The organism is Acrocarpospora catenulata, from assembly GCF_018476525.1.
Classification (GTDB): Bacteria; Actinomycetota; Actinomycetes; order Streptosporangiales; family Streptosporangiaceae; genus Acrocarpospora; species Acrocarpospora catenulata.
The window spans coordinates 139,760-165,530 of record NZ_JAHCST010000018.1 but is presented as its reverse complement, the minus strand read 5'-3'; the positions used below and the strand labels follow the sequence as shown (position 1 = coordinate 165,530).

The 25,771-nt window shown below is 69.8% G+C and carries 27 protein-coding genes; 10 read left to right on the top strand and 17 right to left on the bottom strand.

Going from position 1 to position 25,771, the window contains the following annotated elements; all coding sequences use genetic code 11:
- Positions 1 to 310 precede the first annotated feature (310 nt).
- A complete protein-coding gene (locus KIP79_RS20960) occupies positions 311 to 1,270 on the top strand; it encodes an NAD(P)H-dependent flavin oxidoreductase (RefSeq protein WP_256447372.1) in 960 nt (319 codons plus the stop codon).
- A gap of 295 nt (positions 1,271 to 1,565) precedes the next feature.
- Here the strand turns inward: KIP79_RS20960 and KIP79_RS20955 are convergent, their stop codons facing one another.
- Positions 1,566 to 2,018, bottom strand: coding sequence for an Lrp/AsnC family transcriptional regulator (locus KIP79_RS20955; protein ID WP_214106562.1), 453 nt, complete (start codon positions 2,016 to 2,018; stop codon positions 1,566 to 1,568).
- A 109-nt stretch (positions 2,019 to 2,127) separates the two neighbouring features.
- On the opposite strand from KIP79_RS20955, the gene KIP79_RS20950 reads away from it, so the two are divergent.
- Complete coding sequence (locus KIP79_RS20950) at positions 2,128 to 2,802, top strand: LysE family translocator (protein WP_214106561.1); 675 nt, start codon at positions 2,128 to 2,130, stop codon at positions 2,800 to 2,802.
- A 50-nt stretch (positions 2,803 to 2,852) separates the two neighbouring features.
- On the opposite strand, the gene KIP79_RS20945 is transcribed toward KIP79_RS20950, so the two are convergent.
- Positions 2,853 to 3,833, bottom strand: coding sequence for a hypothetical protein (locus KIP79_RS20945; RefSeq protein WP_214106560.1), 981 nt, complete (start codon positions 3,831 to 3,833; stop codon positions 2,853 to 2,855).
- 112 nt (positions 3,834 to 3,945) lie between these two features.
- The gene (locus KIP79_RS20940; protein ID WP_214106559.1) at positions 3,946 to 5,430 is read right to left on the bottom strand and encodes an RCC1 domain-containing protein; all 1,485 of its coding nucleotides are present in this window, start codon (positions 5,428 to 5,430) and stop codon (positions 3,946 to 3,948) included.
- Positions 5,431 to 5,875: 445 nt separating this feature from the next.
- On the opposite strand from KIP79_RS20940, the gene KIP79_RS20935 reads away from it, so the two are divergent.
- The 4 genes from KIP79_RS20935 (at position 5,876) to KIP79_RS20920 (ending at position 11,074) form a co-directional block, all read left to right on the top strand.
- The gene (locus tag KIP79_RS20935) at positions 5,876 to 7,051 is read left to right on the top strand and encodes a sensor histidine kinase (protein WP_214106558.1); all 1,176 of its coding nucleotides are present in this window, start codon (positions 5,876 to 5,878) and stop codon (positions 7,049 to 7,051) included.
- A 5-nt stretch (positions 7,052 to 7,056) separates the two neighbouring features.
- The gene (locus KIP79_RS20930; protein ID WP_214106575.1) at positions 7,057 to 7,719 is read left to right on the top strand and encodes a response regulator; all 663 of its coding nucleotides are present in this window, start codon (positions 7,057 to 7,059) and stop codon (positions 7,717 to 7,719) included.
- 115 nt (positions 7,720 to 7,834) lie between these two features.
- Positions 7,835 to 8,578 carry an ABC transporter ATP-binding protein gene (locus KIP79_RS20925; protein WP_214106557.1) on the top strand — a complete coding sequence of 248 codons (744 nt, stop codon included), beginning with the start codon at positions 7,835 to 7,837 and terminating at the stop codon, positions 8,576 to 8,578.
- Between the two features lie 3 nt (positions 8,579 to 8,581).
- Complete coding sequence (locus KIP79_RS20920; protein WP_214106556.1) at positions 8,582 to 11,074, top strand: ABC transporter permease; 2,493 nt, start codon at positions 8,582 to 8,584, stop codon at positions 11,072 to 11,074.
- Here KIP79_RS20920 and KIP79_RS20915 read toward each other — a convergent pair.
- From KIP79_RS20915 to KIP79_RS20875, 9 genes are all read right to left on the bottom strand, one after another.
- On the bottom strand, positions 11,071 to 11,334 hold the full coding sequence (locus KIP79_RS20915) for an SUKH-4 family immunity protein (RefSeq protein WP_214106555.1): 264 nt from the start codon (positions 11,332 to 11,334) through the stop codon (positions 11,071 to 11,073). The genes KIP79_RS20920 and KIP79_RS20915 overlap by 4 nt on opposite strands.
- Positions 11,331 to 12,116, bottom strand: a complete 786-nt coding sequence (locus tag KIP79_RS20910; RefSeq protein ID WP_308169816.1) for a toxin glutamine deamidase domain-containing protein — start codon at positions 12,114 to 12,116, stop codon at positions 11,331 to 11,333. Before KIP79_RS20910 ends, KIP79_RS20915 begins: the two co-directional genes overlap by 4 nt.
- A 128-nt stretch (positions 12,117 to 12,244) precedes the next feature.
- Positions 12,245 to 13,882 (bottom strand): molybdopterin-dependent oxidoreductase, encoded by a 1,638-nt coding sequence (locus KIP79_RS20905; protein WP_214106554.1) that lies wholly within the window; start codon positions 13,880 to 13,882, stop codon positions 12,245 to 12,247.
- A 47-nt stretch (positions 13,883 to 13,929) separates the two neighbouring features.
- Positions 13,930 to 14,544 carry an RdgB/HAM1 family non-canonical purine NTP pyrophosphatase gene (rdgB, locus tag KIP79_RS20900; RefSeq protein ID WP_250213541.1) on the bottom strand — a complete coding sequence of 205 codons (615 nt, stop codon included), beginning with the start codon at positions 14,542 to 14,544 and terminating at the stop codon, positions 13,930 to 13,932.
- Positions 14,545 to 14,580: 36 nt separating this feature from the next.
- The gene (rph, locus tag KIP79_RS20895; RefSeq protein WP_214106553.1) at positions 14,581 to 15,297 is read right to left on the bottom strand and encodes a ribonuclease PH; all 717 of its coding nucleotides are present in this window, start codon (positions 15,295 to 15,297) and stop codon (positions 14,581 to 14,583) included.
- A gap of 5 nt (positions 15,298 to 15,302) precedes the next feature.
- Entirely contained in the window at positions 15,303 to 16,055 is a 753-nt protein-coding gene (locus KIP79_RS20890; RefSeq protein WP_214106552.1) for an MBL fold metallo-hydrolase, read from the bottom strand.
- Positions 16,052 to 16,876, bottom strand: a complete 825-nt coding sequence (gene murI, locus KIP79_RS20885) for a glutamate racemase (protein WP_214106551.1) — start codon at positions 16,874 to 16,876, stop codon at positions 16,052 to 16,054. Before murI ends, KIP79_RS20890 begins: the two co-directional genes overlap by 4 nt.
- A 107-nt stretch (positions 16,877 to 16,983) precedes the next feature.
- Positions 16,984 to 17,790, bottom strand: a complete 807-nt coding sequence (locus tag KIP79_RS20880; protein WP_214106550.1) for an MgtC/SapB family protein — start codon at positions 17,788 to 17,790, stop codon at positions 16,984 to 16,986.
- 71 nt (positions 17,791 to 17,861) lie between these two features.
- On the bottom strand, positions 17,862 to 18,656 hold the full coding sequence (locus tag KIP79_RS20875) for a thioesterase family protein (RefSeq protein WP_214106549.1): 795 nt from the start codon (positions 18,654 to 18,656) through the stop codon (positions 17,862 to 17,864).
- Positions 18,657 to 18,852: 196 nt separating this feature from the next.
- On the opposite strand from KIP79_RS20875, the gene KIP79_RS20870 reads away from it, so the two are divergent.
- Together KIP79_RS20870 and KIP79_RS20865 are read left to right on the top strand one after the other, a co-directional pair.
- Positions 18,853 to 19,134 (top strand): hypothetical protein, encoded by a 282-nt coding sequence (locus KIP79_RS20870; protein WP_214106548.1) that lies wholly within the window; start codon positions 18,853 to 18,855, stop codon positions 19,132 to 19,134.
- A 73-nt stretch (positions 19,135 to 19,207) separates the two neighbouring features.
- A complete protein-coding gene (locus tag KIP79_RS20865) occupies positions 19,208 to 21,067 on the top strand; it encodes a DUF3352 domain-containing protein (protein WP_308169815.1) in 1,860 nt (619 codons plus the stop codon).
- Positions 21,068 to 21,184: 117 nt separating this feature from the next.
- Here the strand turns inward: KIP79_RS20865 and KIP79_RS20860 are convergent, their stop codons facing one another.
- The 5 genes from KIP79_RS20860 to clpS form a co-directional block, all read right to left on the bottom strand.
- Positions 21,185 to 22,132 carry a PLP-dependent cysteine synthase family protein gene (locus KIP79_RS20860; protein ID WP_214106547.1) on the bottom strand — a complete coding sequence of 316 codons (948 nt, stop codon included), beginning with the start codon at positions 22,130 to 22,132 and terminating at the stop codon, positions 21,185 to 21,187.
- Positions 22,133 to 22,139: 7 nt separating this feature from the next.
- Complete coding sequence (locus KIP79_RS20855; protein ID WP_214106546.1) at positions 22,140 to 22,412, bottom strand: MoaD/ThiS family protein; 273 nt, start codon at positions 22,410 to 22,412, stop codon at positions 22,140 to 22,142.
- 146 nt (positions 22,413 to 22,558) lie between these two features.
- Positions 22,559 to 22,960, bottom strand: coding sequence for a M67 family metallopeptidase (locus KIP79_RS20850; RefSeq protein WP_214106545.1), 402 nt, complete (start codon positions 22,958 to 22,960; stop codon positions 22,559 to 22,561).
- 9 nt (positions 22,961 to 22,969) lie between these two features.
- A complete protein-coding gene (locus KIP79_RS20845) occupies positions 22,970 to 23,497 on the bottom strand; it encodes a DUF2017 domain-containing protein (RefSeq protein WP_214106544.1) in 528 nt (175 codons plus the stop codon).
- Positions 23,497 to 23,766: an ATP-dependent Clp protease adapter ClpS gene (gene clpS, locus KIP79_RS20840; protein WP_250213540.1), complete on the bottom strand. Its 270-nt coding sequence runs from the start codon at positions 23,764 to 23,766 to the stop codon at positions 23,497 to 23,499. Before clpS ends, KIP79_RS20845 begins: the two co-directional genes overlap by 1 nt.
- 56 nt (positions 23,767 to 23,822) lie before the next feature.
- On the opposite strand from clpS, the gene KIP79_RS20835 reads away from it, so the two are divergent.
- Positions 23,823 to 25,100 (top strand): nicotinate phosphoribosyltransferase, encoded by a 1,278-nt coding sequence (locus tag KIP79_RS20835; protein ID WP_372453623.1) that lies wholly within the window; start codon positions 23,823 to 23,825, stop codon positions 25,098 to 25,100.
- A 95-nt stretch (positions 25,101 to 25,195) separates the two neighbouring features.
- Positions 25,196 to 25,768: a nicotinamidase gene (locus KIP79_RS20830; protein ID WP_214106542.1), complete on the top strand. Its 573-nt coding sequence runs from the start codon at positions 25,196 to 25,198 to the stop codon at positions 25,766 to 25,768.
- The last annotated feature ends 3 nt before the right edge of the window (positions 25,769 to 25,771 follow it).

Genomic DNA, 25,771 nt, shown 5'->3' with positions numbered 1-25,771 from the left:
CTGGGCGGGTGGGTGGGGCATCACCGCGATTGGGCGGGTGGGCTACTACCGCCAGCATCAGAGGAGTCCCCGACGGTCGCGAAACCAGGCTCCATTACCAAGTCCACTCGCAAAGGCAGCCTGTTTCATCCTTGCGAGATAAATTGCTCACGCTCGAAAGCAAAGAGGTTGCGTCCCCTTTATTTCGGGATTTTTCGTTGGGGGGTTCTGATCGCGAATGTTGCAATGGTTTATCTGTGCAGGGGTGTCTTGGAGGCCGGTTCGGGGTGGTCGAAGTTGCGGCTGGCGGTGAAGGGGCGATGATTTGGTTATGGCGTTGTCGACGGGGTTTACGAAGTTGTTTGGGGTGCGGTGGCCGATCGTGCTGGCGCCGATGGGTGGGTCGGCTGGTGGGGCGCTGGCGGCGGCTGTCTCTCGTGGGGGCGGGCTCGGGATGGTGGGGGCTGGGAACGGGGATCGGGAGTGGCTGGATCGGGAGCTTCCGATCGTTGCTTCTGGCACCGAACCGTGGGGGGTCGGGTTTCTGACCTGGGCGGCCGATGCCGGTGCGGTGGAGTATGCGCTGGAATACGGGCCCAAGGCGGTCATGTTGTCTTTCGGCGATCCCAGCCCGTTCGTGGAACCCATCCGTCGGGCGGGGGCGGTTCTGATCATTCAGGTCACTGATCTGGAGGAGGCCCGGCAGGCGGTGGACCTGGGCGCCGATGTGATCGTGGCGCAGGGCACCGAAGCCGGTGGCCATGGAGCTCGACATGGGCGGTCCACGTTGCCGTTCGTGCCCGTGGTGGTGGATCTCGTGGGGCCGGTGCCGGTGCTGGCGGCCGGTGGGATCGCCGATGGTCGCGGGGTGGCCGCGGTTTTGGCCTTGGGGGCTGCCGGAGCCCTGATCGGCACCCGCTTCCAGGCCACCACCGAGGCTCTGGTCGACCCCGCGACCACCAAGGCGATCCTCGAAGGACGGGGGCAGGACACCGAGCGCAGCAGCGTACTGGACATCGCCCGTGGCTCCCGTTGGCCGTCGAAGTACACCGCCCGGACCCTCGGCCACCCCTACCTCGACCGCTGGCACGGCCGCGAGGCCGAACTCGCCGCCGACCCCCAGGCCAAACAGGACTACCAGGACGATGTGGCGCAAGGCACCATCCCCGCGCGACCGATCTGGGCCGGGGAGGCCGTCGACCTCATCACCGACCTCCCCTCCGCAGCCGACCTGGTCACCACCTTGGCCACCCAGGCCGAGAACGCCCTGGCCAACGCCGGAAGGCGGTGACCGAAGCCCGCCATACCGGGCCCGTTCGTTGAACCCATCCGTCGGGCGGGGGCGGTTCTGATCATTCAGGTCACTGACCTGGAGGAGGCCCGGCAGGCGGTAGACCTGGGCGATCGTGGCGCAGGGCACCGAAGCCGGTGGCCATGGAGCTCGACATGGGCGGTCCACGTTGCCGTTCGTGCCCGTGGTGGTGGATCTCGTGCAGCCGGTGCCGGTGCTACCGCTCACCCCGTGAGCCCCGGGGGCGACGTCGCCAAGCCGAGAATCATCACACTGCTCGCCCCAGGGGGCCAGTTCAGGTGGGTAGCGGGCGGTCGCTGACGACGTGCTTCATGACGAGGGTGGAGTTCAGCCGCTGTACGCCGGGCAACGCGGACAGCACATCGTCCTCCAGTTCCTGGTAGGCGGTCAGGTCAGCGGTGAGGATGCGCAGCAGGTAGTCGGGGTCGCCGAACAAGCGCTGGGCCTGTACCACCTCCGGCACTCTGGCCACCGCGGCCTCGAAGCCGAGCAGGGTGTCGCGGTCTTCCTGGCGCATGGTGACGAAGACCAGTGCCTGGAAGGTCAGGCCGAGTGCCGCCGGATCCACGATCGCCCGGTACCCGCGAATCGCTCCCCGGCGTTCCAGTTCCCGCAGCCGCCGATGGCACGGGGAGACGCTCAAGCCGACCCGTGCGGCGAGTTCGGTGATGGTCAGCCGGCCGTCCTGCTGAAGCTCGGCAAGAATCTTCCGGTCAATCGCGTCCACGTGGAAGATCCTTCCACGACACGGTGCCATCGAGGTGAAAGTTGAAAGCACTTTCGAGCCGATTGACCGTACTCTCCCCCGTATCGACCGCCGCCCCAGGGGGACTTCCATGGCTGCAAGTTCCGTGCTCGCCTTCTGGGTGGTCGCGCTTCTGCTCATCGCCGTCCCCGGCGCGGACTGGGCCTTCACCATCAGCGCGGGGCTACGCGGCCGCTCGGTCTACCCCGCCGTCACCGGCCTGGTCACCGGCTACGCCGCGATCACTCTGATCGTCGCCGGCGGCGTCGGCGCCCTGGTCGCCGGATCCCCCGCCCTGCTGACCGGTCTCACCCTCCTCGGCGGCCTCTACCTGATCTGGCACGGCGCCACCACCTTCGCCCGCCCCACAACACCCGCCACCCCACGCACCGACCCCACCCCTGGCCCTGGCAGCGCCCCCGGCAGTGACCCCGCCCCTGACCCCGGCGCCGGATGGCGCACCTTCTGGCGTGGCGTCGGCGTCAGCGGCCTCAACCCCAAAGGCCTGCTCATCTTCCTGGCCCTGCTCCCGCAATTCACCGACCCGCGCGCCGCCTGGCCGATCGCGGCCCAGATCAGCGTCCTCGGCCTGGCCTTCATGGCCACCATCGCCCTGTTCTACCTGTGTCTGGGCCTCATCACCCGAACCCTCCTGTACACCCGCCCCACCGCCGCACACCTGACCGGCCGCCTGTCCGGCGCGGCAATGGCCGGGATCGGCGCCTGGCTGCTCATCGACCACCTGCTGAAAAGCGGGTCCTGGTAACGGTCTCCGGGCGTGGCGGGCCGCTACCAGGATCTGGTGTCTGACGGGCATCAGCCGCCGCAGGACTCGAAGGTGAGCGAGTCGGGCAGGACCGTGTAGGCATCCCTGGTCGTGATCTTCTTCGTGGTGGTGTCGATCTGCAGGACACGTACCTGTGTCGGTGCGTTGCCCTCCTTGTGATGGTCGTGGATGGTTATCTGGGCCGGGCCTGTCCAGGCGATCGTGTGGAGGCTTTCAAGCGGGACCGGTAGGCGCGTCGTGATTCGGCCGGAGGTGAGGTCGTAGACGACGACATCCGTCCCTTCGCCTTGATGGCCGGACGTCACCGCCGCTGTGGTGGTGCCGTCTGCGGCCAGTGCGTAGGGTGCCAGGGCAACGCCCTCCCCCGAGGGCTTACGGTGCAGCAACTCTCCTGGCGGTCCGAAGACGTACAGATCGGCTATGCGGAAATCATCGCCCTCGCGGTAGGCCAGGAGCTCGCCGGCGTCGCCGCTGAAACCGTAGAACTCCACGTCCCAGGGTGCGGTCCAGAGCAGGACGCCGGTCGTGGTGTCGTACACCCGGGTGGGTTCTTTCCGCTCCTCGTAGTAGATGACGCCCAGGCGTGTGCCGTCCTGCGACAGCATCAACTTCACGTCGTCCATCCCGAAACCCCTGGGCAGGACGTCGGCGGCCATGGCATGGACCTGTCCGCCGACCTCCCGGACGACCAGCCTGTTGTCGGACTTCCTGAAGTACGCGACGTGCCGGCCGTCCCCGCTGACCTCGATGGGCGCCTGGGCCTGCTTCAGCTGCTTGCCTTCGGCATTCAGCGGTTCGACCCAAGCGTCCGCCAACTCCTGTATTTCACCCCCGTGCGTGGCGAGCCGCCAGTTCCCACATGCGCTGGGCGGCCACTCGTCCGGATCCGAGCATCCTCGTACCGAGACGTATCTGATGGTGTCTTCGTGTCGCACTCCGGCTGTGTGGGTGTGCGTGTCGGCGACTCCTCCGCAAGCCGCGACTGTCAGGACAGCGAGTACGACAGCCATGGGTCTAGGTCTCATCGGACCTCCCGGGTCATCGGGTCCCCCGTTGGACTCCACCCGGTTAGAGCGCCGATCGCCTGGATTTGTTGTTGGTCGCGATTGCCGGGTTGTTGGGTTATTCGGGGCGGGTTACCTGGATGGGGAAGATGGTGGAGATTGTGGCTGAGGGGACTGTGGTGAGGGTTGTTTTGCCGGTGATTTTGATTTGGTAGGTGCCGGGCGGGGTTTGGGGTGGGACCGTCAGGGTGAGGGTGGATTGGGCGCCTGCCTGGACGGTGGCCGGGGTGATGGTGGCGGGGATGCCCTGGGTGGTCGGGGTCAGGGTGAGTTCCTGGACTGAGCCGTTCAGGGCGGTGGTGGTGATCTGGGCGGTTACCGTGCCACCGGCGGGGACCGTTGGGTTCTTGAAGACGACCTCGATCGTGTAGGTGGGCTTGGGAACCTCCCTGATGGCGAGAGAGTGCCGGAAGGCGGCCGAAACCTGGGTGACCGAGGTCAGGTTGGGGATCTGGGTGAAGACGAGGCTGTCGCCGGTGGGGCCGGTGCCGAGTTGGCCGTAGTCGTTGCTGCCGGAGGACCAGGCGGTGCCGTCGGTCATGGCGACCAGGGAGTGGGCGCCGCCGGCGGAGACGGCGGTCACCGTGGCGGGCAGGGTGGTGACCTTCGTGGGGCGGAGGCGGTGCTCGGTGGTGCCCAGGCCTAGTTGGCCGGCGCTGTTGTCGCCCCAGGCCATGAGCCTGCCGTCCACGCGAATGCCGAGGCTGAACCGGCTTCCTGCGGCGATGTCGGTGTATTCGGAGGTCAGGACGTTGACCGGCAGCGGACGGGTGTACTGGGTACCGTCACCCACCTGACCGTCCCAGCCGTACCCCCAGCCCCACACCGAGCCGTCGGTACGAAGGGCAAGGGCATGACGACCTCCGGCAGAGATCTTGGCGATGCCGTTGAGGGTCGGCAGCACCGTCGGCACCACCTGGTCGTCGTAGCTGCCGATACCGAGCTGGCCGAGGCTGTTCTCCCCCCAGGCCAGGGCCGAGCCGTCACCGCGCAGGGCCAGCGCGTAGTCCAGGCCGGCCGTGATCTGGGTGACGCCGGACAGGATGGTCGACCGAACCGGGCTCAGTCTGCGCACGGTGGTCCCGTCACCCACCTGGCCGCGGAAGTTGTTGCCCCAGCCCCAGACCTGCCCGTTCGACGCCAGCGCCAGGGTGAAGTCCGACCCCGCGGCGACATCGACCACACCGATCAGCCCGGGAACCTTGACGGGAGCCGGGTGCGATGTGGTGGTCCCGTCCCCCAGCTGCCCCACGTGGTTGCCACCCCACGTCCAGACGGTGCCCTGGGCGCCGATCGCGACATTGTGGCCGTCCCCGGCGGCCACTTTCGTGAAGCCGTACCCCGCCGCCAGCACCGCGACCGGAACGGGCGACGACGTCTGACTCCCGTCACCGAGTTGGCCGACGCCGTTGTCACCCCAGGCGGCGGCGTGCGTCCATTCGGCCGCCGCCTGCGCGCCGCCGGCCGGTAAGACGACGGCGGTCGCTATCAACATGCCGGAGACCACCCGGGCGATCCAGGTCTGACGTACTGAAGAATGCATTTCTCATCACGATCCTTGCGAGCGTTTTTCGACAAACGCGTGCAGCATCGTGGGCAGCACTAGCGGGCCACTTGCAGAACGCCACAGTGGTCAGAGTGGTCCTGCCGATTTATCGGCAACAGGAAATTGAAGCCCCAAAATGGCCGGCGGAGCCAACCCCGACGCCCGCAGCAGCATCGGAGCGGCTCCGCCGTAGTCCGAGTCCCCCCACCAGGGGGTCCGCTTTCGGAAGGGCCGCGCGACGCGTCCTCTTCGCCGCGCGGCCCTCCCCTGCGTTCCCCATCAGCAGGTAATCCCTTTACTCACCCCAAGAGGCGTTCCCTATAAAGAATGATGCCTGGCCCCCCGTAAGGGCCGTGTAAACCCGATCTGCGACCTAGGTCGTACCCGCGAATCCGCCCTGAGACGGACCGGAAACCCATGGCCAGGTACGTATCGTGGGTGCATGCTCGCCCGACTCCGTGTCTGGCGACGGCGGCACCCCGCGCTGGTGGACGTGCTCACCGTCGCGCCGCTGGTGCTGTTCTGCCTGGTGGCAACCCCGGAGTACCTGAGCGTGCCGCCGATCGCGGCCAGCTACCACCCGGGCGAGCTGACGGCGTTCGTGCTGTCGGCGGCGCTGCTGCTCCCGCTGATATGGCGCAGGCGCTACCCCATCCAGGTGTTCGCGGTGATCGCGGCGCTCTGCTTCGCCCAGTGGCTGGCCTCATTGCAACCGCTCCCGGCGAGCATGTCGGTCCTGGTCGCCATGTACGGCGTGGCCGCCCGCAAGAACCTGGCCTGGGCGATCGCGGCGGCGCTGGTCGCCGAGTTCGGCACGTTCCTGGCGTTGTGGGCCTGGGACGACTTCACTCTGGAGATCTTCGCCAACGCCTCGGCCTTCGTGATCGCCGTCTGGCTGGCCGGAATCTACGCCAACATGCGCCGCAGGTACATCGAGGGTCTGGAGGACCGCGCCGAGCGGGCAGAACGGGAACGCGACCAGCAGGCGCTGATCGCCACCGCCGCCGAACGCGCCAGGATCGCCCGGGAACTGCACGACGTGGTGGCGCACAACGTGAGCGTGATCGTCGTCCAGGCGGACGGCGCCGGCTACGCCATCGACCGGGATCCCGAGCAGGCGCGCCAGGCCGTACACGCCATCTCGGCGACCGGACGGCGGGCGCTCAGCGAGATGCGGCGCCTGGTGGGGGTGTTGCGGGAGGATGGCCCGGGAGCGGAGGACTACCAGCCGCAGCCGGGGCTGGGACAACTGGCGGAGCTGGTCCGGCAGGTGCGGGAGTCCGGCCTGCCGGTGCGGCTCAGTGCGGACGAGGACCTGGCGGGCCTCCCCCAGGGCGAGCAACTGGTGATCTACCGCATCGTCCAGGAAGCGCTCACCAACACCCTCAAACACGGCGGCCCCGGCGTCCAGGCCGACGTGCGGGTGGAGTCAGGAGATCGGGAGATCACGGTCACCGTCCTGGACGACGGCCGGGGCGCGGCGGCCCCGGCGGGCGAGGGCGGCCACGGACTGATCGGTATGCGGGAAAGGGTCACCATGTACGGCGGAACAGTGCACGCCTCGCCCCGGCTGGGCGGCGGCTTCCAGGTCGTCGCCCGGATCCCGGCGGGGCGGTGAGCGCGGTGCTCCGGGTGATGCTCGTCGACGACCAGGAACTGGTCAGGGCCGGTTTCCGCATGGTGCTGGGCGCCCAGCCGGACATCGAGGTGGTGGCCGAGGCGGGAGACGGCGCCGCCGCCGTGGCGGCGGCGCGCGGCACCGAGGTGGACGTGGTGCTGATGGACGTGCGCATGCCCCGGATGGACGGCGTGGAGGCCACCCGCCTGATCCGCGCCGAACCGAACGCCCCACGCGTGATCATCCTCACCACCTTCGACCTGGACGAGTACGCCTTCGCCGCGATCCGCGCGGGTGCCTCCGGCTTCCTGCTCAAGGACGTCCCCCCGGCCGACCTGCTCAACGCGATCCGTTCGGTGCACGAGGGGGACGCGGTGGTGGCCCCGAGCACCACCCGCCGCCTGCTCGACCTGGTCGCCGCCTACCTCCCTGCGGGCGGGCGGACCGGCCGCGACCCGGACGTGCTGACCGCCCGGGAGCGCGAGGTGCTCATCCACGTGGCGCGCGGCCTGTCCAACAGCGAGATCGCCGCCTGCCTGCACCTGGCCGAGGCCACGGTGAAGACCCATCTCGGCCGCATCCTCGCCAAGCTCGACCTGCGCGACCGCGCCCAGGCCGTCGTCTACGCGTACGAGAGCGGCCTGATCACCCATCGGCCAAAAGTCTGACCGCCGGCTACCCCAGGAGTAGCACCTCGACCCCGGCCACCCCCCCGCGAGGGGCATCCGAAGTCGGTACCGAGGACCGAGGGAACGTGGATGCCCGCCCCCTAGCGTTACTGGCATGACGATTCTCACCGAAGTCCAGCACGCCGTCGTGGCCACGGGACTCACCAAGGTGTACGGCCAGGGCGACGCGGCGGTGCACGCGTTGCGCGGCATCGACGTGGGCTTCGCCACCGGCGCCTTCACCGCGATCATGGGCCCTTCCGGCAGCGGGAAGTCGACCCTGATGCACTGCCTGGCCGGTCTTGACTCGGTCACCGGGGGCACCGTCACCATCGGGAACACGGAGATCACCGGGCTCTCCGACAAGCAGCTCACGCTGCTCCGCCGGGACCGTATCGGCTTCGTCTTCCAGGCGTTCAACCTGCTGCCCACGCTCACCGCCGAGCAGAACATCCGCCTCCCGCTGGACATCGCGGGCCGCCAGGCCGACCAGGTGCTGCTGGACCGGGTGATCGAGACGCTCGGGCTGGGGGACAGGCTGGGCCACCGGCCGAGCCAGCTCTCCGGCGGCCAGCAGCAGCGGGTGGCGGTGGCCCGGGCGCTGATCAGCAAGCCGCAGGTGATCTTCGCGGACGAGCCGACCGGGAACCTGGACTCGCGCAGCGGCGCCGAGGTGCTCTCCTTCCTGCGCCGCTCGGTCCGGGAGCTGGGCCAGACCATCGTGATGGTCACCCACGACCCGGGCGCCGCCTCCTACGCCGACCGGGTGATCTTCCTCAGGGACGGCCTGCTGGTCACCGAGGTGACCTCCCCCACGCCGCAGACCGTGCTCGACACGCTGCTGAAGCTGGAGGCCTGAGCCGTGCTCCGGACCACCCTCGCGGGGCTGCTGGCCCACAAGCTCCGCCTGCTGCTCACCTCCCTGGCGATCACGCTGGGGGTCGGGTTCATCGGCGGGACCTTCGTGCTGACCGACACCATCGAGGTCGGCTTCCAGCAGAAGTTCACCGCCGACGCGGAGAAAGTGGACGTCGCCGTCCGGTCGAAGGAGGACGACGAGATCCCGGCCGAGCTACTGGCCAAGATCCGCGCAGTGCCCGGTGTGACCGACGCGCAGGGCCTGCTCGGCGGCCCGGCACCGCTACTCGGCAGGAACGGCAAGGCCGTCGGCAACGTGCCGACCACGGGCATCTCCATCGCCACCGGCACGCTGGCCCGCACCACCGTCACCAGCGGGGTCGGCCCGACCAGGCCCACCGATGCCATCCTGGACGAGAACACCGCCAAGACCCGGCAGTTCGCCATCGGCGACACCATCACCGTGCTCGACCCGGAGGGCGGGAAGCACGACTTCACCCTGGTCGGCCTCTTCGACGTGGGGGTGGACCAGTGGCTCGCCTACACCGGCGCGGTCGGCTTCACCGCCGAGACCGCCCAGCGTATGACCGCCGCCAAAGGCTATCGGGAGATCAACATCGCGGGCCCGAACCCCGAGTCCCTGCGGGACGCGGTGGCCGCCCTCACCGGCCCCGGCTACCGGGTCCAGACCGGCACCGAACTCGCCGACGAGCTGGCCAGGGCCTCCAATATCGAGGCCGGTTACTTCAGGCTCTTCCTGCTGATCTTCGGTCTGATCGCGATGTTCGTGGCGGCTCTGGTGATCTACAACACGTTCAACATCCTGGTCGCCCAGCGCACCCGCGAGATGGCGCTGCTGCGCTGCATCGGCGCCACCCGGACCCAGGTCTTCGGCTCGATCGTGATCGAGTCGGTGGTGGTCGCGGTGCTCTCCTCGGCGCTCGGCCTGGTGGTGGGCCTCGGCCTGGGGGCGGGCGCGCTGGCCGTGCTCGGGCAGCTCGGCGCACCCATGCCGACCGACGCGCCGATCTCCCTCAAACCGCTGACCATCGTGGTGTCCCTGCTGGTCGGCATGGTCGTCACGGTCGGCGCGGCCCTGTTCCCGGCCCGTGCCGCCACCCGGGTGCCCCCGGTGGCGGCCCTGCGCTCCCAGCTGGAGGAGCCCACCTTCCGGGCCGGTCTGGTACGGATGATCTTCGCGGGCCTCTTCCTGCTCGCCGGGGCGGCCGTCACCGCCATCGGGGTGACGATGGAGAACGGCGACACGGCACTGGTGGCCGTGGTGGCCGGCGGCGCGGTCACCTTCCTCGGCGTGCTGGTCGTCAGCCCGGTGCTGATGCGCCCGCTGGCGGCGGTCGCAGGCTGGCTGCCGCGCCGGCTCTTCGGGGTGCCCGGCAGGCTCGCGGTGGACAATTCCCAGCGGAACCCCAAGCGGGCGGCCACCACCACCGTGGCGCTGACCATCGGCGTCACCCTGATGACGCTCATCTCGGTGGTCACCTCGACCACCCGGGAGAGCGTGCAGGCCCAGCTGGACAAGCAGTTCCCGGTGGACTTCATAGTCACCGACCAGCGCGGTCCCGAGGGTAGCGGCCTGCCGTCCGCGCTGGCCGCCGCGCTGCGCCAGTCGCCCGAGCTGGGCACGGTGATCGAGACCCAGCTGACCACCGCCAAGCTGAACGGGCAGGAGCGGGTGGTCATGAACCTCCCGTCCGGCCCCGAGACCCGTCCTACCGTCACGGAAGGATCGTTCGACGCGCTGACCCCCGGCACCATCGCCGTGGGGAAGCAACTGGCCAGTGCCAAGAAGCTGAAACTCGGTGACACGGTCCCGCTCGCCACCACCGAGGCGGGCACGGTGAACGTCAGGCTCACAGCTCTCTTCGACGAGGAGGACGTGGACCAGGCCCAGGCCATCCTGCCGGAGGCCGACTTCAAGCGGTACTTCGGCAGCCCCGGCGCCGCCGCCGTCTACGTCAGCGCCAAGCACGGGGTCGCCACCGACGTGGCGCGGCGGGCCGTGGAGGCGGTGGCGCTGCCGTACCCGACGGCGCAGGTGGCGAGCGCGGCCGAGATCCGGGGCGAGTTCGACGAGGCGCTGGACATGGTGTTGATGATCTTCGGTGGGCTGCTCGGCCTGGCCGTGCTCATCTCCATCCTGGGCATCGCCAACACGCTCTCCCTGTCGGTGCACGAGCGCACCCACGAGTCGGCGCTGGTCCGCGCGCTCGGGCTGACCCGGGGGCAGCTGCGCGGCATGCTCTCCCTGGAGGCGCTGGTGCTCGGGCTGATCGGGGCGCTGATCGGGGTGGTGCTGGGCACCGTGTTCGGCTGGGCGGCCATGAAGAGCATGCCCATCGAGACCACCTTCACGGTCCCAGCCGGGCAGATCCTGCTGCTGATCGCCCTGTCCGGCCTGGCCGGGGTGCTGGCGGCCACGCTGCCCGCCCGCCGCGCGGCCCGGGCCTCCATCGTGGACGCGCTGGCGGCGGCCTAACCGGGCGTGCGGCCCGGCCACTCCGCCGCGACGAGTTCGGGGCCGAGCAGGGGGCGGACGGCGACCTCGCCGGTGATCCGGTCGATGACGATGCAGCCGCCCCCGACGGTCCCGGGCAGCACGCTCGGGTCCGCGGGCTCCTCGTCCCTGGCCCAGGCCACGTACCCGCCCTCGAAGGCGTGCACGGCCACCTCCACCGAACGGTCCCGGCCGCCGTTGAAGTACTCCTCGGCCAGCACCCGCGCGCAGTCGGCGTTCAAATCCGCTGTCCCGCCCGGTCGATGATGACGCAGAAGACCCCGGTCACGTTCTCGTACGGCGGCTCCACCGCCATGTGGCCGCGCTGGGCGTCGATCCAGAGCACCTCGCCCCGGGAGTTGACGGCGTTCCAGGCGTGGCTGCCGCCGTTCGGCCAGCGGGTGATCAGCATCGCCGAGGCCCCGTGCCCGCCGCCGGCCAGCCGCTGGGCGACCGGCACGTACGCCCGGCGGCCCTGCCCCAGGTACTCGAACCGGTGCCCCAGCCACTGCTCGGCCCTGGCCACCCCGCCGGACTCGCCGGTCAGCATTGGTTTGCCCACCCGGTCGTACTCTGGCTGCCGGGGCGCGGCCACGGCCGGTTCCCCGTGCCAGGTGGAGAGCACGGCCAGCGCGCAGTCCACGGCGTTGGTGGACCGGAACGGGTCCTCGGTCGGGCCCTCGGCGTTGACCAGCCGGATCCAGGTGCCGCGCGGGTCGGGGAACCGCCCCACCGCCGCCTGGAGCAGATCCTGCTGCGTCCGCGGGTCCGGCATCGCCAGCCCGCCGGCCACCCCGTACGGCCGGGCCTCGTCCAGCCGGGGCGGGCGGCAGCCGCGGTCGAACCAGTCGCCGTCCGGGTCGGGGCGGCGTGGCCGGGGCAGGTGCTCGGCCAGGCTCGGGGCGGGCGTCTCGGCGGCCTGCTCGTAGTCCCGCCAGCGGCGCCCGTCCCCCGCGACCACGGGGTTGTAGACACCGGACGGCAGCCGCCATCGGGCCTGCCGATCGGCCATTCCCCTGAACACCCGGCACCCTCCCCCCTCGAATTGACGATGGTAGAGGCCACCCCTGCCGGGAACGGCGGCTTTCCGGAATCCCGCCGGTCAGATGTCGGTCAGGTCGTTTCCATGTGCCCGGCTGTGCCTGACTCGGCTCAGGTGGCCTCCATCAGGACGCTCGGGTAACCGGTCGCCCCGTCCGGGGCCGGTGGCGCGCCCCTGTTGGTCTGGGTCTGGCCGGTGGCGTCGGTGGCGCGGCAGCGGATGGTGTGCAGGCCGGGCGTGAAGTCCCAGTCGATCGCCCACTGCCGCCAGGTGTCCGGGCCGGGCACCTCGGCGAGCCTGGCCACCCGCCATTCGCTCTCGTCCACCTTGACCTCGACCTTCTCGATGCCCCTGTGCTGCGCCCAGGCCACCCCGGCGATGGTGTTGGTGCCCGCCTTGACCTTGTTCCTGGGCAGGTCGATCCGGGACTGGGTCTTGATCGGGCCCCTGGGCGCCCAGCCGCGGGGCGTCCAGTACGCCTCGTCGCGGTCGAACCGGGTCACCTTGATGTCGACGACCCATTTGGTGGCCGAGACGTACCCGTACAGGCCGGGCACCACCTGGCGGACCGGGAAGCCGTGGGAGACGGGGAGGACCTCGCCGTTCATGGCGAAGGCGAACATCGCGTTCCGGCCGTCCATCACCACGTCCACGGGGGTGCCGCAGGTCCAGCCGTCGTCGGAGGTGCTGAGCAGCATGTCGGCGTCGGCCTGGAGGCCGGCCTCGCGGAGCACGTCGGCCATGGCGACGCCGAGCCAGCGGGCGTTGCCCACATAGGGGCCGTTGACGTCGTTGGAGACGCAGGTGAGGGTGACGTCGGCCTCCATCAGCGGGCGGCGGATGAGCTGGTCGAAGGTGAGCTCGATCGGGCGGTCGACCATGCCGTGGATGCGCAACGTCCAGGTCTTGGGGTCCACGGAGGGGACCACCAGGGCGGTGTCCACGCGGTAGAAGTCGTGGTTGGGCGTGGTGAACGGGGACAGGTTCGGGATCTTGAAGTCCACGCCGGGAGGCAGCTCCGGCAGCGGGGTGGCCGCCGTGGGCAGCGCCTTGGCGACCTCCGTCCGCGCGCCTGAGACGTCGTTCCGCCCGGCCAGCCACCCTCCGGCCAGCCCGGAAGCGCCCGCCACCCCTGCTCCGACCGCGACCCCGGTCAGCAGCTTCCGCCGGTTGAACGAGTGCAGATCGGCACCGGCCCGCATGACCGGCGGCCGCTCGGCCTCATCCTCCGCCTCACTCTCGGCCTCTCCAGCGGCCTCTGTGGTGACCTCTCTGGCGGCCTCCGCGCGCTCAGACTCCGCCCACGGCGGCGGCTCGATCCGGGCGAACAGCCAGGACAGGACCATCGCGCCCGCGGCCGCCCCGAGCAGCGGCGGCAGAATCCCGAACGGCCCGGAGTCCTCCCCCGACAGCACGGCCACCATGCCGACCGCGCCGAACAGGAACAGACCGGTCACCCCGAACCCCACCCGGCGGCGGGCGAGCACGCCCAGCCCGGCGGCGATCAGCACGATGACCACGAGGATGCCGCCGAGCAGCACGTTCTTGTCGTTCTCGCCGAAGGCCCGGATCGCCCATTCCTTCAACCAGAGCGGGGAGAGATCGACGGCCGCGTTGCCGACCGCGATGACCGGCGAGACGCCGTTGAACAACCCGGCGACCAGCTGCGAGACCCCGAGCGCGACCGCGCCGGAGATCACCCCGATCAGGGCAGCCGCCCACCGGGGCGGCGCAGTGCGTGGTTCCACACCCCGAACGGTACGCCCCGGCGGCGACAGAAGATCTTACGACCGGGTTACGACAACGGCCCCACCATCTCGACGATCACCGGGATCATCGCCCGGAACGAAATCCCCCGGTGGCTGATCGCGTCCTTCTCCGCCGCGGGCATCTCCCCGCTGGTACGGCTCTCGCCGTCCGGCACGAAGATCGGGTCGTACCCGAACCCGTTGGTCCCCCGGGGCTCCCGGATGATCCGCCCGGGCATCACCCCGTCCACCGTGCGCCCCTCGCCGGTGGGCAACGCCAGCGCCGCCGTACAGGTGAAATGGGCCTGGCGGCGGTCGTCGGGCACGTCGGACAGCTGGGCGAGCAGCAGCCGCAGGTTGGCCTCGTCGTCGCCGTGCCCCCCTGACCAGCGGGCCGAGAAGATCCCCGGCATGCCGTTCAGCGCGTCCACACAGAGCCCCGAGTCGTCGGCGATGGCGGGCAGGCCGCTCTCCTTGGCCACCGTGTGCGCCTTGAGCAGCGCGTTCTCCGCGAAGGTGAGCCCGGTCTCCGCGACCTCGCCGATCTCGGGGAAGGCCTCCAGACCGACCAGGTCGATCGGCACCCCGGCCTCGGCGAGGATGCGGCGGAACTCTACGATCTTCCCGGGATTCCGGGTGGCCAGCACCAGACGTGTCATCATCTTCCTCCAGCGCCCCATCATGGGGGCGTCGCCGGGTCAGGCCAAAGCGATTTTCTGCAGCTCGGTGAGCTCCGCGCAGCCGGTGGCGGCCAGGTCGAGCAGCTCGTCCAGCACGTCCCGGTCGAACGGCGTGCCCTCGGCGGTGCCCTGCACCTCCACGAATGCGCCCTTGCCGGTCATCACCACGTTCATGTCGGTCTCCGCCTTCACGTCCTCGACGTAGCAGAGATCCAGCAGCGCGGTGGTGCCGACGATGCCCACCGACACCGCGGCCACCGAGTCGACCAGCGGGTCACCCGGGCACATGCGCCGCTTCCGCATCCAGGCCACCGCGTCGGCCAGCGCCACGTACGCCCCGGTGATCGCGGCCGTCCGGGTGCCCCCGTCGGCCTGGAGCACGTCGCAGTCGAGGATGATCGAGTTCTCGCCGAGCGCCTTGTAGTCCACGCAGGCCCGCAGCGAGCGCCCGATCAGCCGGGAGATCTCGTGGGTCCGCCCGCCGATCTTGCCGCGGACCGACTCCCGGTCCCCCCGGGTGTTGGTGGCCCGCGGCAACATCGCGTACTCCGCCGTCACCCAGCCGAGGCCGCTGCCCTTGCGCCAGCGCGGCACTCCGCTCTCCACGGTGGCGGCGCAGAGCACCTTGGTGCCGCCGAACTCGACGAGGACCGAACCCTCGGCGTGGGCGAGCCAGTTGCGGGTGATCGTGACGGGGCGGAGCTGGTCCGGCGCACGTCCATCAGAGCGAGCCATGAGCCTCACCCTAGGTCATACACCGCACCACTCCTGGCCAACTCGATCCCCCCGGCGAACCCCCCGCCCCCCGCCTCGGCCAGCACCCGGTCGTGGTCGAACCAGGGCACCAGGTGGGTGAGCACCAGCTGTCCCACCCCCGCCTTGGCCGCGTGCTCGGCCGCCTGCCGGCCGCTCAGGTGCAGGTCGACGGGGAGGTTGGGCAGGTCGACGAAGGACGCCTCGCAGAGCAGCAGGTCGGCCTCCTTCGCCAGTCTGACCAGTTCCGGGGACTCCCCCGTGTCCCCGGAGTAGACCACCGACCGGCCGCCGTGCGAGACCCGGAACCCGTACGTTTCAACGGGATGGTTCACCCGGGCGGTGGTCACCTCGAAGGGGCCGATCTCCCAGCGGCCCGGGGCGAGCGGGATGAAGTCGAAGGAGTTCTCCATGACGGGTTCCTCCGGCATGCCGTACGCGGCGTTGAGGCGGCGGGCGGCGCCGTCGGGGGCGTAGACGGGCACCTTCGGGAACGGGCCCTCCATGGAGTAGGTGCGCACCACGTGGTACGGGCAGAGGTCGAGGCAGTGGTCGGCGTGCAGGTGGGACAGGCCGATCGCGTCCACGTCGTAGAGCCCGATGTGCCGCTGGAGCGGGCCGAGCGCGCCACTGCCGAAGTCCAGCAGCAGCCGGAACCCCTCGGCCTCCAGCAGGTAGCAGGAGGACGGGCTGTCCGGTCCGGGAAAACTCCCGGAACATCCGACGATCGTTAATCTCACAACGCCCTCCCATTTCCAGATATGTCGCCAACTGCAGCTATTTCAACTGCCTGGATTTCCGGTCCCAGAAACCTGCGCCCCAGTAGGGCGAACAGCTCCGGATCCCCGGTCGACCGGAAGCGGTGCTGTGCGGGCACCAGCGTCGGACCGCTGAGGCCCCGGTCGTGCAGCACCCGGTAGACGTCCTTGGCGGTCTCCTCCGCGCTCGACACCAGGGTCACCCCGTCGCCCGCCACGTACGAGATCGCCCCGGTCAGCAGCGGATAGTGGGTGCAGCCCAGGATGAGCGTGTCGCACCCCTCGTCCAGGATCGGCGCGAGGTACTCCCGCACCACCTCGATCAACGCCTCGCTGTCGGTCTCGCCCCGTTCCACGAACTCCACCAGCCGGGGCGCCGCCACCCCCACCAGCCGCACGTCCGGCGCCGCCGTGAACGCGTCCTGGTAGGCCATCGACTCGATGGTGGCCCGCGTCCCGATCACCCCCACCCGCCCGTTCCTGGTGGCCCGCACCGCCCGCCTGGTGGCCGGTTGGATCACCTCCACCACGGGCACCGGGTACCGCTCCCTGGCATCCCTGAGCATCGCCGCGCTGGCACTGTTACAGGCGATGACCAGCATTTTCACGCCGTCGGCCACCAGGTGGTCCATGACCTCAAGCGCGTACGCCCGGACTTCGGCGATCTTTTTCGGGCCGTACGGCTGGCGCGCGCTGTCCGCCACGTACAAGATCGATTCATGGGGCAACTGGTCGATGATCGCCCGGGCGACGGTAAGCCCGCCCACACCACTATCAAAAATCCCAATACTCGCGTCCAACATGCTTCCCAAGGTTAAAGGACCCTCCGCAACCACTCTCGGTAAGAATCCGCAGAACAACGAATTCCCAGCTGCCCCGGATTACGGCCCCGGCGAAGGCGGGGTCCGGCTCAGTCCTCGTCGCCGCTGATCATCGTGCTGGCCAGCACCCCCGGAACGGAGGCCAGCTGTGCGGCCAGCGCACCGGAGTCGCCCCGCCCGAGCACACCGATGGCCACCTGCACGGTCCGCCCGTCCACCGCTTCCCTGGGACCGAGTGTGATCTCCTCGCGGTCGTCCCGGGTGACCTGGAGCGGGTGCCGGCGGCTGACCGTGGCCGGTTCGGGCGAGATGGTCAGCGTGCTCAGATCGATAATGGAAAACCCCGCCTCGGTGCACCTGTTGACCAGCTCCCGCAACGTCCCATGGCCTTCGCTGTAGGTGATCCGGAAGTGGTGCGTACGGCCACTCAACCCAGGCAGCCGACGGGAAAGCGGCCGGATGAGATACGCCACCGCGAAGTAGGCCACCGTCGTCAACACCGCCAGCAGCGGCAGCCCCGCCGCCGAGGCCGCCCCCACCGCGGCGGTCATCCAGATGGTGGCGGCACTCGTCAGTCCCTTGACCGACCCCCGCTGCACGAAGATGACCCCGGCACCGATGAAACCCAACCCCGACACGATCTGCGCGGCCACCCGGGACGGATCCAGCACCACCCGCCCGGGCTCAAGCACATCGGCGAACCCGTACATGCTCACGAACGTGAACAGCGCCGCCCCGATCCCCACCACGGTGTAGGTCCGCAACCCCGCCGCCTGCTGCCGGATCTCCCGCTCCAGCCCGATCGCCGCCGACAACACGAACGCGACCCCGAACCGCGCAAGCTGCGTCCCCCACTGCCCGGACAGCTCCCCAACCTGCACGTACGCCCACACCATCGCGCCCCCAGCACCCCATCACGCTTCCGGTACCCAGGCGGCCACCCTCGGTAACAAGCCCCGCGCCGTGGTCAGGCTCGGCCGACGCGGGCCAGTTGGCGGGACTGGGCCACTAACGCGCCGGTGGAGTCGTGGACCTCGACGTCCTCGTCGAACCAGTCGTCGGAGATGAGACGGCCGGCGGCGGTGACGGTGAGCCAGCCGGGAGCCGGGAGGGCGCGCAGGTGCCAGGTGAGTTCGACCGTGGGCGCCCAGCCGCGCAGGCCGGCGGAGAAGGTGACGGGCGGGAGGGCGTCCACGGCCAGGGCGAGGACGTAGGGGTCGGGGTCCTGGGGTTCGGCCAGGCGGAAGTAGGCGCGGGATTCGGGGCGGCGGGTGGGGGTGCCGGTCGCCCAGCCGATGGTGGGCGGGTCGAAGCGGAGGTCGGTCTGGAGGCCGAGGGTGATGCCGGAGCCGGGTTTGGGGTCGGGGAGTTTGACGCAGTCGTCGAGTGGGGGCAGCGAGGTGGCTGGCGACTCGCGATAGTGGGGGACCGCGTCCGGGTCGAGGGTGGCGGTGGTGATCAGGGTTTCCAGGTAGGGAACGTCCTGGGAGATGAGGGTGGCCCGGGTGACGGTGGCGGTGCGGCCGGATTTGACGGTCTGCAGCCGGACCTGGCCGGGGCCAGGGCGGGCGCTGCGCAGGAACTGGACGCTGGTGGAGACCGGATGCTCGTGGGGTGAGGCGTCGACGACGGCACGCAGGACCACGGCCATGAGGTAGCCGCCGTTGAGCGGGCCGCCGATCGAGTAACCGTCGTCCAGGCAGACGTCGTAGGTGTTCTCGTCCACCCGGACAGCCCGGGTCGCCTCGTCGAACTTGGTCACGCCCAACCCCCCCCAGAAACCGAATGATGTTCTGTCGGGCTACTTTAGCCTGCCGTACCCTATGCGGCTTCTTGACCCGCCCATTAGCCCCCTGACCAGCGGAAACTGGGCACATCCCAGGGCGGGGGGATGATCTATGGTGATGGGGGCCCGGCAGCTTGTCGGACAGTGTGTCTGGGATTCACGGGGTGTCTGGGTGGGCCATGTCGTGGACGTGCGCCTGCTCAAGGACGGCAGAAACTGGCTGGACCGCAGGCTCGACCGGGACGGCACGCCCGGACTGATCGTGTCCCGTCGGCGCGCCCCGTTCCTGCTCGGCCTGCACCGGGACGCCAACGGCCGGCTCACCGGCGCCTTCCAGCACTTCACCAGACTCCTGTACGCGCACAGCCGCGTGGTCCCCTGGGACCTGATCGAATCCAGCGACACCGGCGAGATCCACCTCAAGGCAACGGCCGAGGAGCTCAGCCGCGAGTAGGCATCAAGCGCTTTGCAAGCGAATCGCAGGAACTGTGGCATATTTTCAAACTCGCCGAGATTACGCCCATTTTGTGAGTGAGAAGATGCCTGCCGAGAACCCCCCGGGCTTCCCGTTCCCCGCGAACCAGGATCCGGATCGGACCGTCTCCTACCGGAATCCCAACCCGTACGCCCAGCAGCCCAACACCCAGCCCGAGGGCGACCCGACCCGCATGGCGTACCCGGGCCCCGGCGGGCAGGATGACCACGCCACCCGGGTCCAGTACCCGGGCCAGGCGGCTCCCGGCCAGTACGCCGACCAGACCCGCGTCGAGTTCCCGGCAGCCGACCAGTACCAGCAGCAGTACGGCCAGCAGGGGTACCAGCAGGGCTACCAGCAGCCGTACCAGCAGCCCTACGCCCAGCAGCAGGCGTACCCGCAGCAGAACTGGCAGCAGCCGGAGGAGCTCGGCTACGGCCTGCCCCCGGTGGTCCACGCCCCCGAGCCCAAGCGCGGCCCAGGAAAGGGCTGGATCATCGCCATCATCGCCGCGCTGATCGCCGGTGTGGTGGGCGGCGGCGGCATCTGGGCGTTCTCCGCGTTGAGCGGCGGCGGCACCCAGCCGCACGAGGTCCTCCCGGCCGGGGCGTACGCGTACGTCCGGTTCGACATGGACCCGGCCGCCAACCAGAAGCTGGCCCTGTTCCAGATCGCCCGCAAGTTCGGCGCCACCAAGGACATGTTCTCCGGCGAGGACCCGCGCCAGGCGCTCTTCCAGGTACTCCAGGAGAGCACCCCCACCATGGCCAAGCTCGACTACGCCAAGGACGTGGAGCCGTGGCTCGGCAGCCGGGCGGGCGTCGCCGTCTACCCGGGCAGCACGGAGGGTGAGGCGTACGCCGTCGCCCTGGCCGTACAGGTGACCGACGAGGCGGGGGCTCGCGCGTTCATCGACAAGACCAGCGGCGAGGAGCGCGCCAAGACCGGCATCGCCTTCCGCGACGGGTACGCGATCATCGCGGAGAACCAGCAGCAGGCCGACAAGTTCGCCAAGGGCACCACACTGGCCCAGAACGGCGAGTTCGCCGGTGACCTGGAGGCGCTGGGCGAGCCCGGCGTGCTCTCCTTCTGGGCCGACGCGGCGGAGGTGCTCAAGGCCTCCGGCGCCGCCTCGCTGGACCCGGGACTGTCCGACCAGATCAAGAACGGCCGGTTCGCCGCCGCGCTCCGCTTCGACGGCGACTACGCCGAGCTGGCCGGCCTGGTGCGCGGCGTGGACACCAAGGTCACCGGCGACCTGGAGCCGGTCCGCATCGGCGAGCTGCCGGACAGCACCGTCGGCGCGTTCGCGGTCTCCGGTATCGGCGAGCTGCTGAGCAAGCAGTGGAACGAGATCCTCAAGGCGTCCGGCTCGGCCGGCGGCCAGGGCGTCAACATGGAGCAGTTCGTCGCCCAGGCGCAGCAGCAGTTCGGCCTGACCCTGCCGGACGACCTGGCCACCGTGCTCGGCAAGAGCGTCACCGTGGCGGTGGACGAGCAGGGCCTGGAGGGCGACCTGCCCAACGTCGGCACCGTACTGTCCACCGACCCGGCCAAGGCCCAGGAGGTGCTGGCCAAGATCGAGCAGGCCTTCGCCAACAGTGGCACCCCGGTGCAGCTGACCAAGAAGCCGGGCGACGGCAAGCTGGTGGTGGCCACCACCGAGGAGTACGCGGCCAAGCTGGCCGGCGACGGCGCCCTCAAGGACAGCGAGACCTTCCAGCAGGCCATCCCCAACGCCGACTCCGCCACCTTCGCCCTGTACGTGAATCTGGACAAGATCGAGAAGCTCTACCTCAGCTCGCTCCAGGGCGAGGAGCGCAAGAACCTCGAGGTGCTCCGGGCGGTCGGCCTCAGCGGCCAGTACTCCGGCGCCGAGGCCAGCTTCACCCTCCGGGTGCTGTTCAACTAGACCATCCTCCAACGCCAGGCCGAAGCTCCCACCCACCGCACGGCCTGGCACCATAAAAGAGACGCCCGCCTCCACTCTCAGGGGAGGCGGGCGTCTCGCCGTTCAGGTAGGGGACGTTTAGGCCCAGAGTTGGCCTTCCAGGCGGTCCTCCGCCTCGTCCAGGGTGCCCTCGTAGGCGCCGGTGGACAGGTACTTCCAGCCGCCGTCGGCGACCACGAACACGATGTCGGCCCGCTCCCCCGCCCGTACGGCCTTGCGCGCCATGCCCAGCGCCGCGTGCAGCGCGCACCCGGTGGAGATGCCGGCGAAGATGCCCTCGGTGCCCAGCAGCTCCCGGGTCCTGGCCAGGGCGTCGGCCGAGGAGACGGAGAACCGGGTGGTGAGCACGTCCGGGTCGTACAGCTCGGGGATGAAGCCCTCGTCCACGTTGCGCAGCCCGTACACCAACTCGCCGTAGCGGGGCTCGGCGGCCACGATCTGCACGCCGGGGACCCGCTCGCGCAGGAAGCGGCCGACGCCCATCAGGGTGCCGGTGGTGCCGAGCCCGGCCACGAAGTGGGTGACCGTGGGCAGGTCCGCCAGGATCTCCGGGCCGGTGGACTCGTAGTGGGAACGCCAGTTGGCGGGGTTGCCGTACTGGTAGAGCATCACCCAGTCGGGATGCTCGGCGGCCAGGCCCTTGGCGACCCGGACCGCCTCGTTGGAGCCGCCCGCCGCGGGGGAGGAGATGATCTCCGCCCCCCACATGCGGAGCAACTGCCGCCGCTCCTCGGAGGTGTTCTCCGGCATCACGCAGATCAGCCGGTACCCCTTCAACCGGGCCGACATGGCCAGCGAGATGCCGGTGTTGCCGGAGGTCGGCTCCAGGATCGTGCAGCCGGGGGTGAGCAAGCCGTCCTTCTCCGCCTGCTCGATCATCCACAGCGCCGGGCGGTCCTTGATCGAACCGGTCGGGTTGCGGTCCTCCAGCTTGGCCCAGATCCGCACGTCCGCCGACGGCGAGAGCCGGGGCAACCCGACCAGCGGCGTGCGGCCGACCGAGTCGATCAGCGATTCGAAGCGCATGGAGACCTCAGCCGCCGGCTACGGCGGGCAGCACGGTGACCGTGTCACCGTCGGCGACCGGGGTGCCGAGCCCGCCGAGGAAACGGACATCCTCGTCGTTGAGGTAGACGTTGACGAAGCGGCGCAGCTTGCCCGCGTCGATGAGGCGCTCCCGCAGGCCCGGGTGCCGGGCTTCCAGGTCGCCGATCAGCTCCTCCAGCGTGGCGCCGGAGGCGTCGACGGCCTTGGCGCCGTCGGTGTAGGTGCGCAGGATGGTGGGAATGCGGACCTCGATGGCCATCTCGGTCAATCTCCTTGGTCGATCGTCGTATTCAGGAACACAGGGAAACGGGCGGTGGATTCCTTGTGCTAGCGACAGTCGTAGAGGACGACCGAGCGGGAATGCGCGAAGAGGTACTTCTGCACAGCCGAGACCATGACCCCAGTTTAGCCTTCCACGTCCAGGATCTTCACTTCCTCCTCCTCGACCACCCCGTCCACGATGCGGAACGAGCGGAACTGGTCGAGTTCGGTGGAGTAGAGCACGTAGTGCGCGTAGGGCTCGGAGGCGTAACTGATGTCGGTACGCGACGGGTACGCCTCGGTGGCCGTGTGCGAGTGGTAGATGACCACCGGCTCCTCGTCCCGGTCGTCCATCTCCCGCCAGACCCTGAACTGCTCCATCGAGTCGAACCGGTAGAAGGTGGGGGAACGTTCGGCGTTCTCCATGCGGATGTACCGCTCGGGCACGCCGTCGCGCCCGGCGATCACGCCACACGCCTCGTCCGGGTGGTCCTCCCGGGCGTGGGCCACGATCAGATCGACCAGTTCCCGTGAGATCGTCAGCATGCCCGAAAGCTACCAAAGTGCCCGGACGAGGGTGTCCTGGAGGTAGGTCAACCAGTCATAGGTGACGAACGCGGGGTAGCGCGGGTCCTCCTCCGACATGGCCGCGATCTCCTCGTGCACCTCCTCGGTGACCTCCAGCCGCACCCCGAGCATCAGCCGCACGTCGTTGAGCGCGCGCAGCCACGCCTGGGCCTGCTCGGGGGTGAGGTCCACCCGGCCGCCGGTCGCGGTGTCCAGCAGGGTCACCGCGTCGGCGCGCTTGCCGTCGCGCAGACTCGCCTCGGTGTAGCGGCGGAACTCCCCGGCGTCCTTGTCGTCCTCGTACGCCGACGGGAAGAGCCGGGCCAGCACGGGATCGGCGGGGACCGGCGGGGTGGCCACGCCGATGCCCAGCGCGCGCTCCAGCGGGTCGTCGCCGGTGGTGCCGGGCTCGACCAGGCCGAGCACCAGCCCGACCAGGGACCGGAGCACGCTGGCCTCGGCCTCGTCCAGTTTGATCGCCACGCCGGTCTTGGTGGCCCGGAAACCGGTGCTCATCAGGAGTCCCGCTGCACGGTCGCCCACAGCCCGTACGAATGGAGGATCTGCACGTCCCGTTCCATCTCCTCGCGGGTGCCGCTGGACACCACGGCCTTGCCCTTGTAGTGCACGTCGAGCATGAGCTTCTCCGCCTTCTCGCGCGGGAAGCCGAAAACGCTCTGGAAGACGTACGTCACGTAGGACATGAGGTTGACCGGGTCATTCCAGACGATGGTCAGCCATGGCAGATCGGGCCGCACGTCGATTGCCGGACGCTCGACCTCCATTGGAGCGGTGCTACCCACATCCCCATCCTGCCCTAACCCGGTCGTACTCTCGACTCGTGGAGATGACCATGGGCACGGCATTGCTCACCGACAAATATGAGCTGACCATGCTCGAAGCCGCGCTGGCCAGCGGGGCCGCCCACCGGCGTGCGGTTTTCGAGGTGTTCGCCCGGCGGCTGCCGAAAGGGCGGCGGTACGGGGTGGTGGCGGGCACCGGCCGGGTCCTTGACATGCTGGAGAACTTCCGTTTTGGCCCCGATGAGCTGGGCTTTCTCCGGAACGTGGTCGACCGGCCCACCTATGACTTCCTCGCGAAATTCCGCTTTTCTGGCGATATATACGGCTATCGGGAAGGTGAGAGTTACTTCCCCGGCTCGCCGATCCTCGTCGTGGAGGGCACCTTCGCCGAGGCCGTGCTGCTGGAGACGGTGGTCCTTTCCATCCTCAACCACGACTGCGCGATCGCCTCGGCCGCCGCCCGGATGGTCCAGGCCGCCGGGGACCGGCCGATCATCGAGATGGGCTCCCGGCGTACCCACGAGCAGGCCGCCGTGGCCGCCGCCCGGGCCGCCTACCTGTGCGGGTTCGGCTCCACCTCCAACCTGATGGCCGGCCTCCGCTACCGCGTGCCCATCGCCGGAACCAGCGCCCACGCCTTCACCCTGCTGCACGACTCGGAGGCGGCGGCCTTCCGCGCCCAGCTCACCGCCCTCGGCCCCGGCACCACCCTGCTCGTCGACACCTACGACGTCCCGGAGGCCGTCCGCCTGGCCGTGGACCTGGCCGGCCCCGAACTCGGCGCCGTCCGCATCGACTCGGGCGACCTGGCCGTGGCCGCCGTCGAGGTACGGCGCCTGCTGGACGAACTCGGCGCCACCGCCACCCGCATCGTGGTCACCGGCGACCTCGACGAGTACGCCATCGCCGCCCTGGCCGCCGCCCCCGTCGACGGCTACGGCGTGGGCACCGCCCTGGTCACCGGCTCCGGCGCCCCCACCGCCAACCTCGTCTACAAGCTCGTCGCCCGCGAGGACGCCACCGGTGCCCTGGCCCCCGTCGCCAAGAGATCCGTCGGCAAACCCAGCCGCGGCGGCCGCAAGTGGGCCTACCGCGCCCTCGACGACACCACCGCCGACGCCGAGATCATCGCCCTGGCCCCCGACGAGACCGCCGGCCGCCCCCTCCTCGCCCAACTCGTCCGCGACGGCGAGATCATCGGCCGCGAACCGCTGGACACCGCCCGCGCCCGCGTCCACGCCACCCGCACCGAATTACCGGCAAACGCCCACAGCCTCTCGCCTGGCGATCCCGCGATCCCTACTATCTTCAAGTGATCGTGGGAAGCGGCGCATGAGGACGACGCCGCTTCCCACGGTCTGTGTCATGGCCGCGCCTCCGGCACGGCGGGCTTGGCCATAAGCTTTTTGTCATGGCTACGGCACTTGTCATCGTGGATGTGCAGAACGACTTCTGCGAAGGCGGGAGTCTGCCGGTCGCGGGTGGGACCGAGGTGGCGGCGGCCATCAGCGCGCATGTCAGGGAGCAGGGTTACGACCATGTCGTGGCGACCCGGGATTACCACGCCGACCCGGGGGCGCACTTCGCGGCGGAGCCCGACTACGTCAACAGCTGGCCCGCGCACTGCGTCATCGGCACCCCGGGCGCCGACTTCCACCCCGCCTTCGACACCGCGAAGGTGGAGGAAATCTTCAGCAAGGGCGCCCACGCCGCCGCCTACAGCGGTTTCGAAGGGCACGCCCCCGACGGCACCGACCTGGCCACCTGGCTCCGCACCCGTGAGGTCACCCACCTCGACGTGGTCGGCATCGCCACCGACCACTGCGTCCGCGCCACCGCCCTGGACGCCCTCCGCGAGGGCTTCCAGGTCCAGGTCCTCCTCGACCTCACCGCCGGGGTGTCCCCCGACACCACCTCCGTCGCCCTCACCCAGCTCGCCGAGTCAGGCGCCCTGCTCACCGGCGAGCCCGTGCTGGGCGGCTAGCGG

Excerpts from the sequence above, each read along its gene's own strand:
- KIP79_RS20960 (WP_256447372.1), top strand. The coding sequence starts at position 311 with ATGGCGTTGTCGACGGGGTTTACGAAGTTGTTTGGGGTGCGGTGGCCG.
- KIP79_RS20950 (WP_214106561.1), top strand. The coding sequence starts at position 2,128 with ATGGCTGCAAGTTCCGTGCTCGCCTTCTGGGTGGTCGCGCTTCTGCTC.
- KIP79_RS20945 (WP_214106560.1), bottom strand. The coding sequence starts at position 3,833 with ATGGCTGTCGTACTCGCTGTCCTGACAGTCGCGGCTTGCGGAGGAGTC.
- KIP79_RS20940 (WP_214106559.1), bottom strand. The coding sequence starts at position 5,430 with ATGCATTCTTCAGTACGTCAGACCTGGATCGCCCGGGTGGTCTCCGGC.
- KIP79_RS20935 (WP_214106558.1), top strand. The coding sequence starts at position 5,876 with ATGCTCGCCCGACTCCGTGTCTGGCGACGGCGGCACCCCGCGCTGGTG.
- KIP79_RS20925 (WP_214106557.1), top strand. The coding sequence starts at position 7,835 with ATGACGATTCTCACCGAAGTCCAGCACGCCGTCGTGGCCACGGGACTC.
- rdgB (WP_250213541.1), bottom strand. The coding sequence starts at position 14,544 with ATGATGACACGTCTGGTGCTGGCCACCCGGAATCCCGGGAAGATCGTA.
- rph (WP_214106553.1), bottom strand. The coding sequence starts at position 15,297 with ATGGCTCGCTCTGATGGACGTGCGCCGGACCAGCTCCGCCCCGTCACG.
- murI (WP_214106551.1), bottom strand. The coding sequence starts at position 16,876 with ATGTTGGACGCGAGTATTGGGATTTTTGATAGTGGTGTGGGCGGGCTT.
- KIP79_RS20880 (WP_214106550.1), bottom strand. The coding sequence starts at position 17,790 with ATGGTGTGGGCGTACGTGCAGGTTGGGGAGCTGTCCGGGCAGTGGGGG.
- KIP79_RS20860 (WP_214106547.1), bottom strand. The coding sequence starts at position 22,132 with ATGCGCTTCGAATCGCTGATCGACTCGGTCGGCCGCACGCCGCTGGTC.
- KIP79_RS20855 (WP_214106546.1), bottom strand. The coding sequence starts at position 22,412 with ATGGCCATCGAGGTCCGCATTCCCACCATCCTGCGCACCTACACCGAC.
- KIP79_RS20850 (WP_214106545.1), bottom strand. The coding sequence starts at position 22,960 with ATGCTGACGATCTCACGGGAACTGGTCGATCTGATCGTGGCCCACGCC.
- KIP79_RS20845 (WP_214106544.1), bottom strand. The coding sequence starts at position 23,497 with ATGAGCACCGGTTTCCGGGCCACCAAGACCGGCGTGGCGATCAAACTG.
- clpS (WP_250213540.1), bottom strand. The coding sequence starts at position 23,766 with ATGGAGGTCGAGCGTCCGGCAATCGACGTGCGGCCCGATCTGCCATGG.
- KIP79_RS20830 (WP_214106542.1), top strand. The coding sequence starts at position 25,196 with ATGGCTACGGCACTTGTCATCGTGGATGTGCAGAACGACTTCTGCGAA.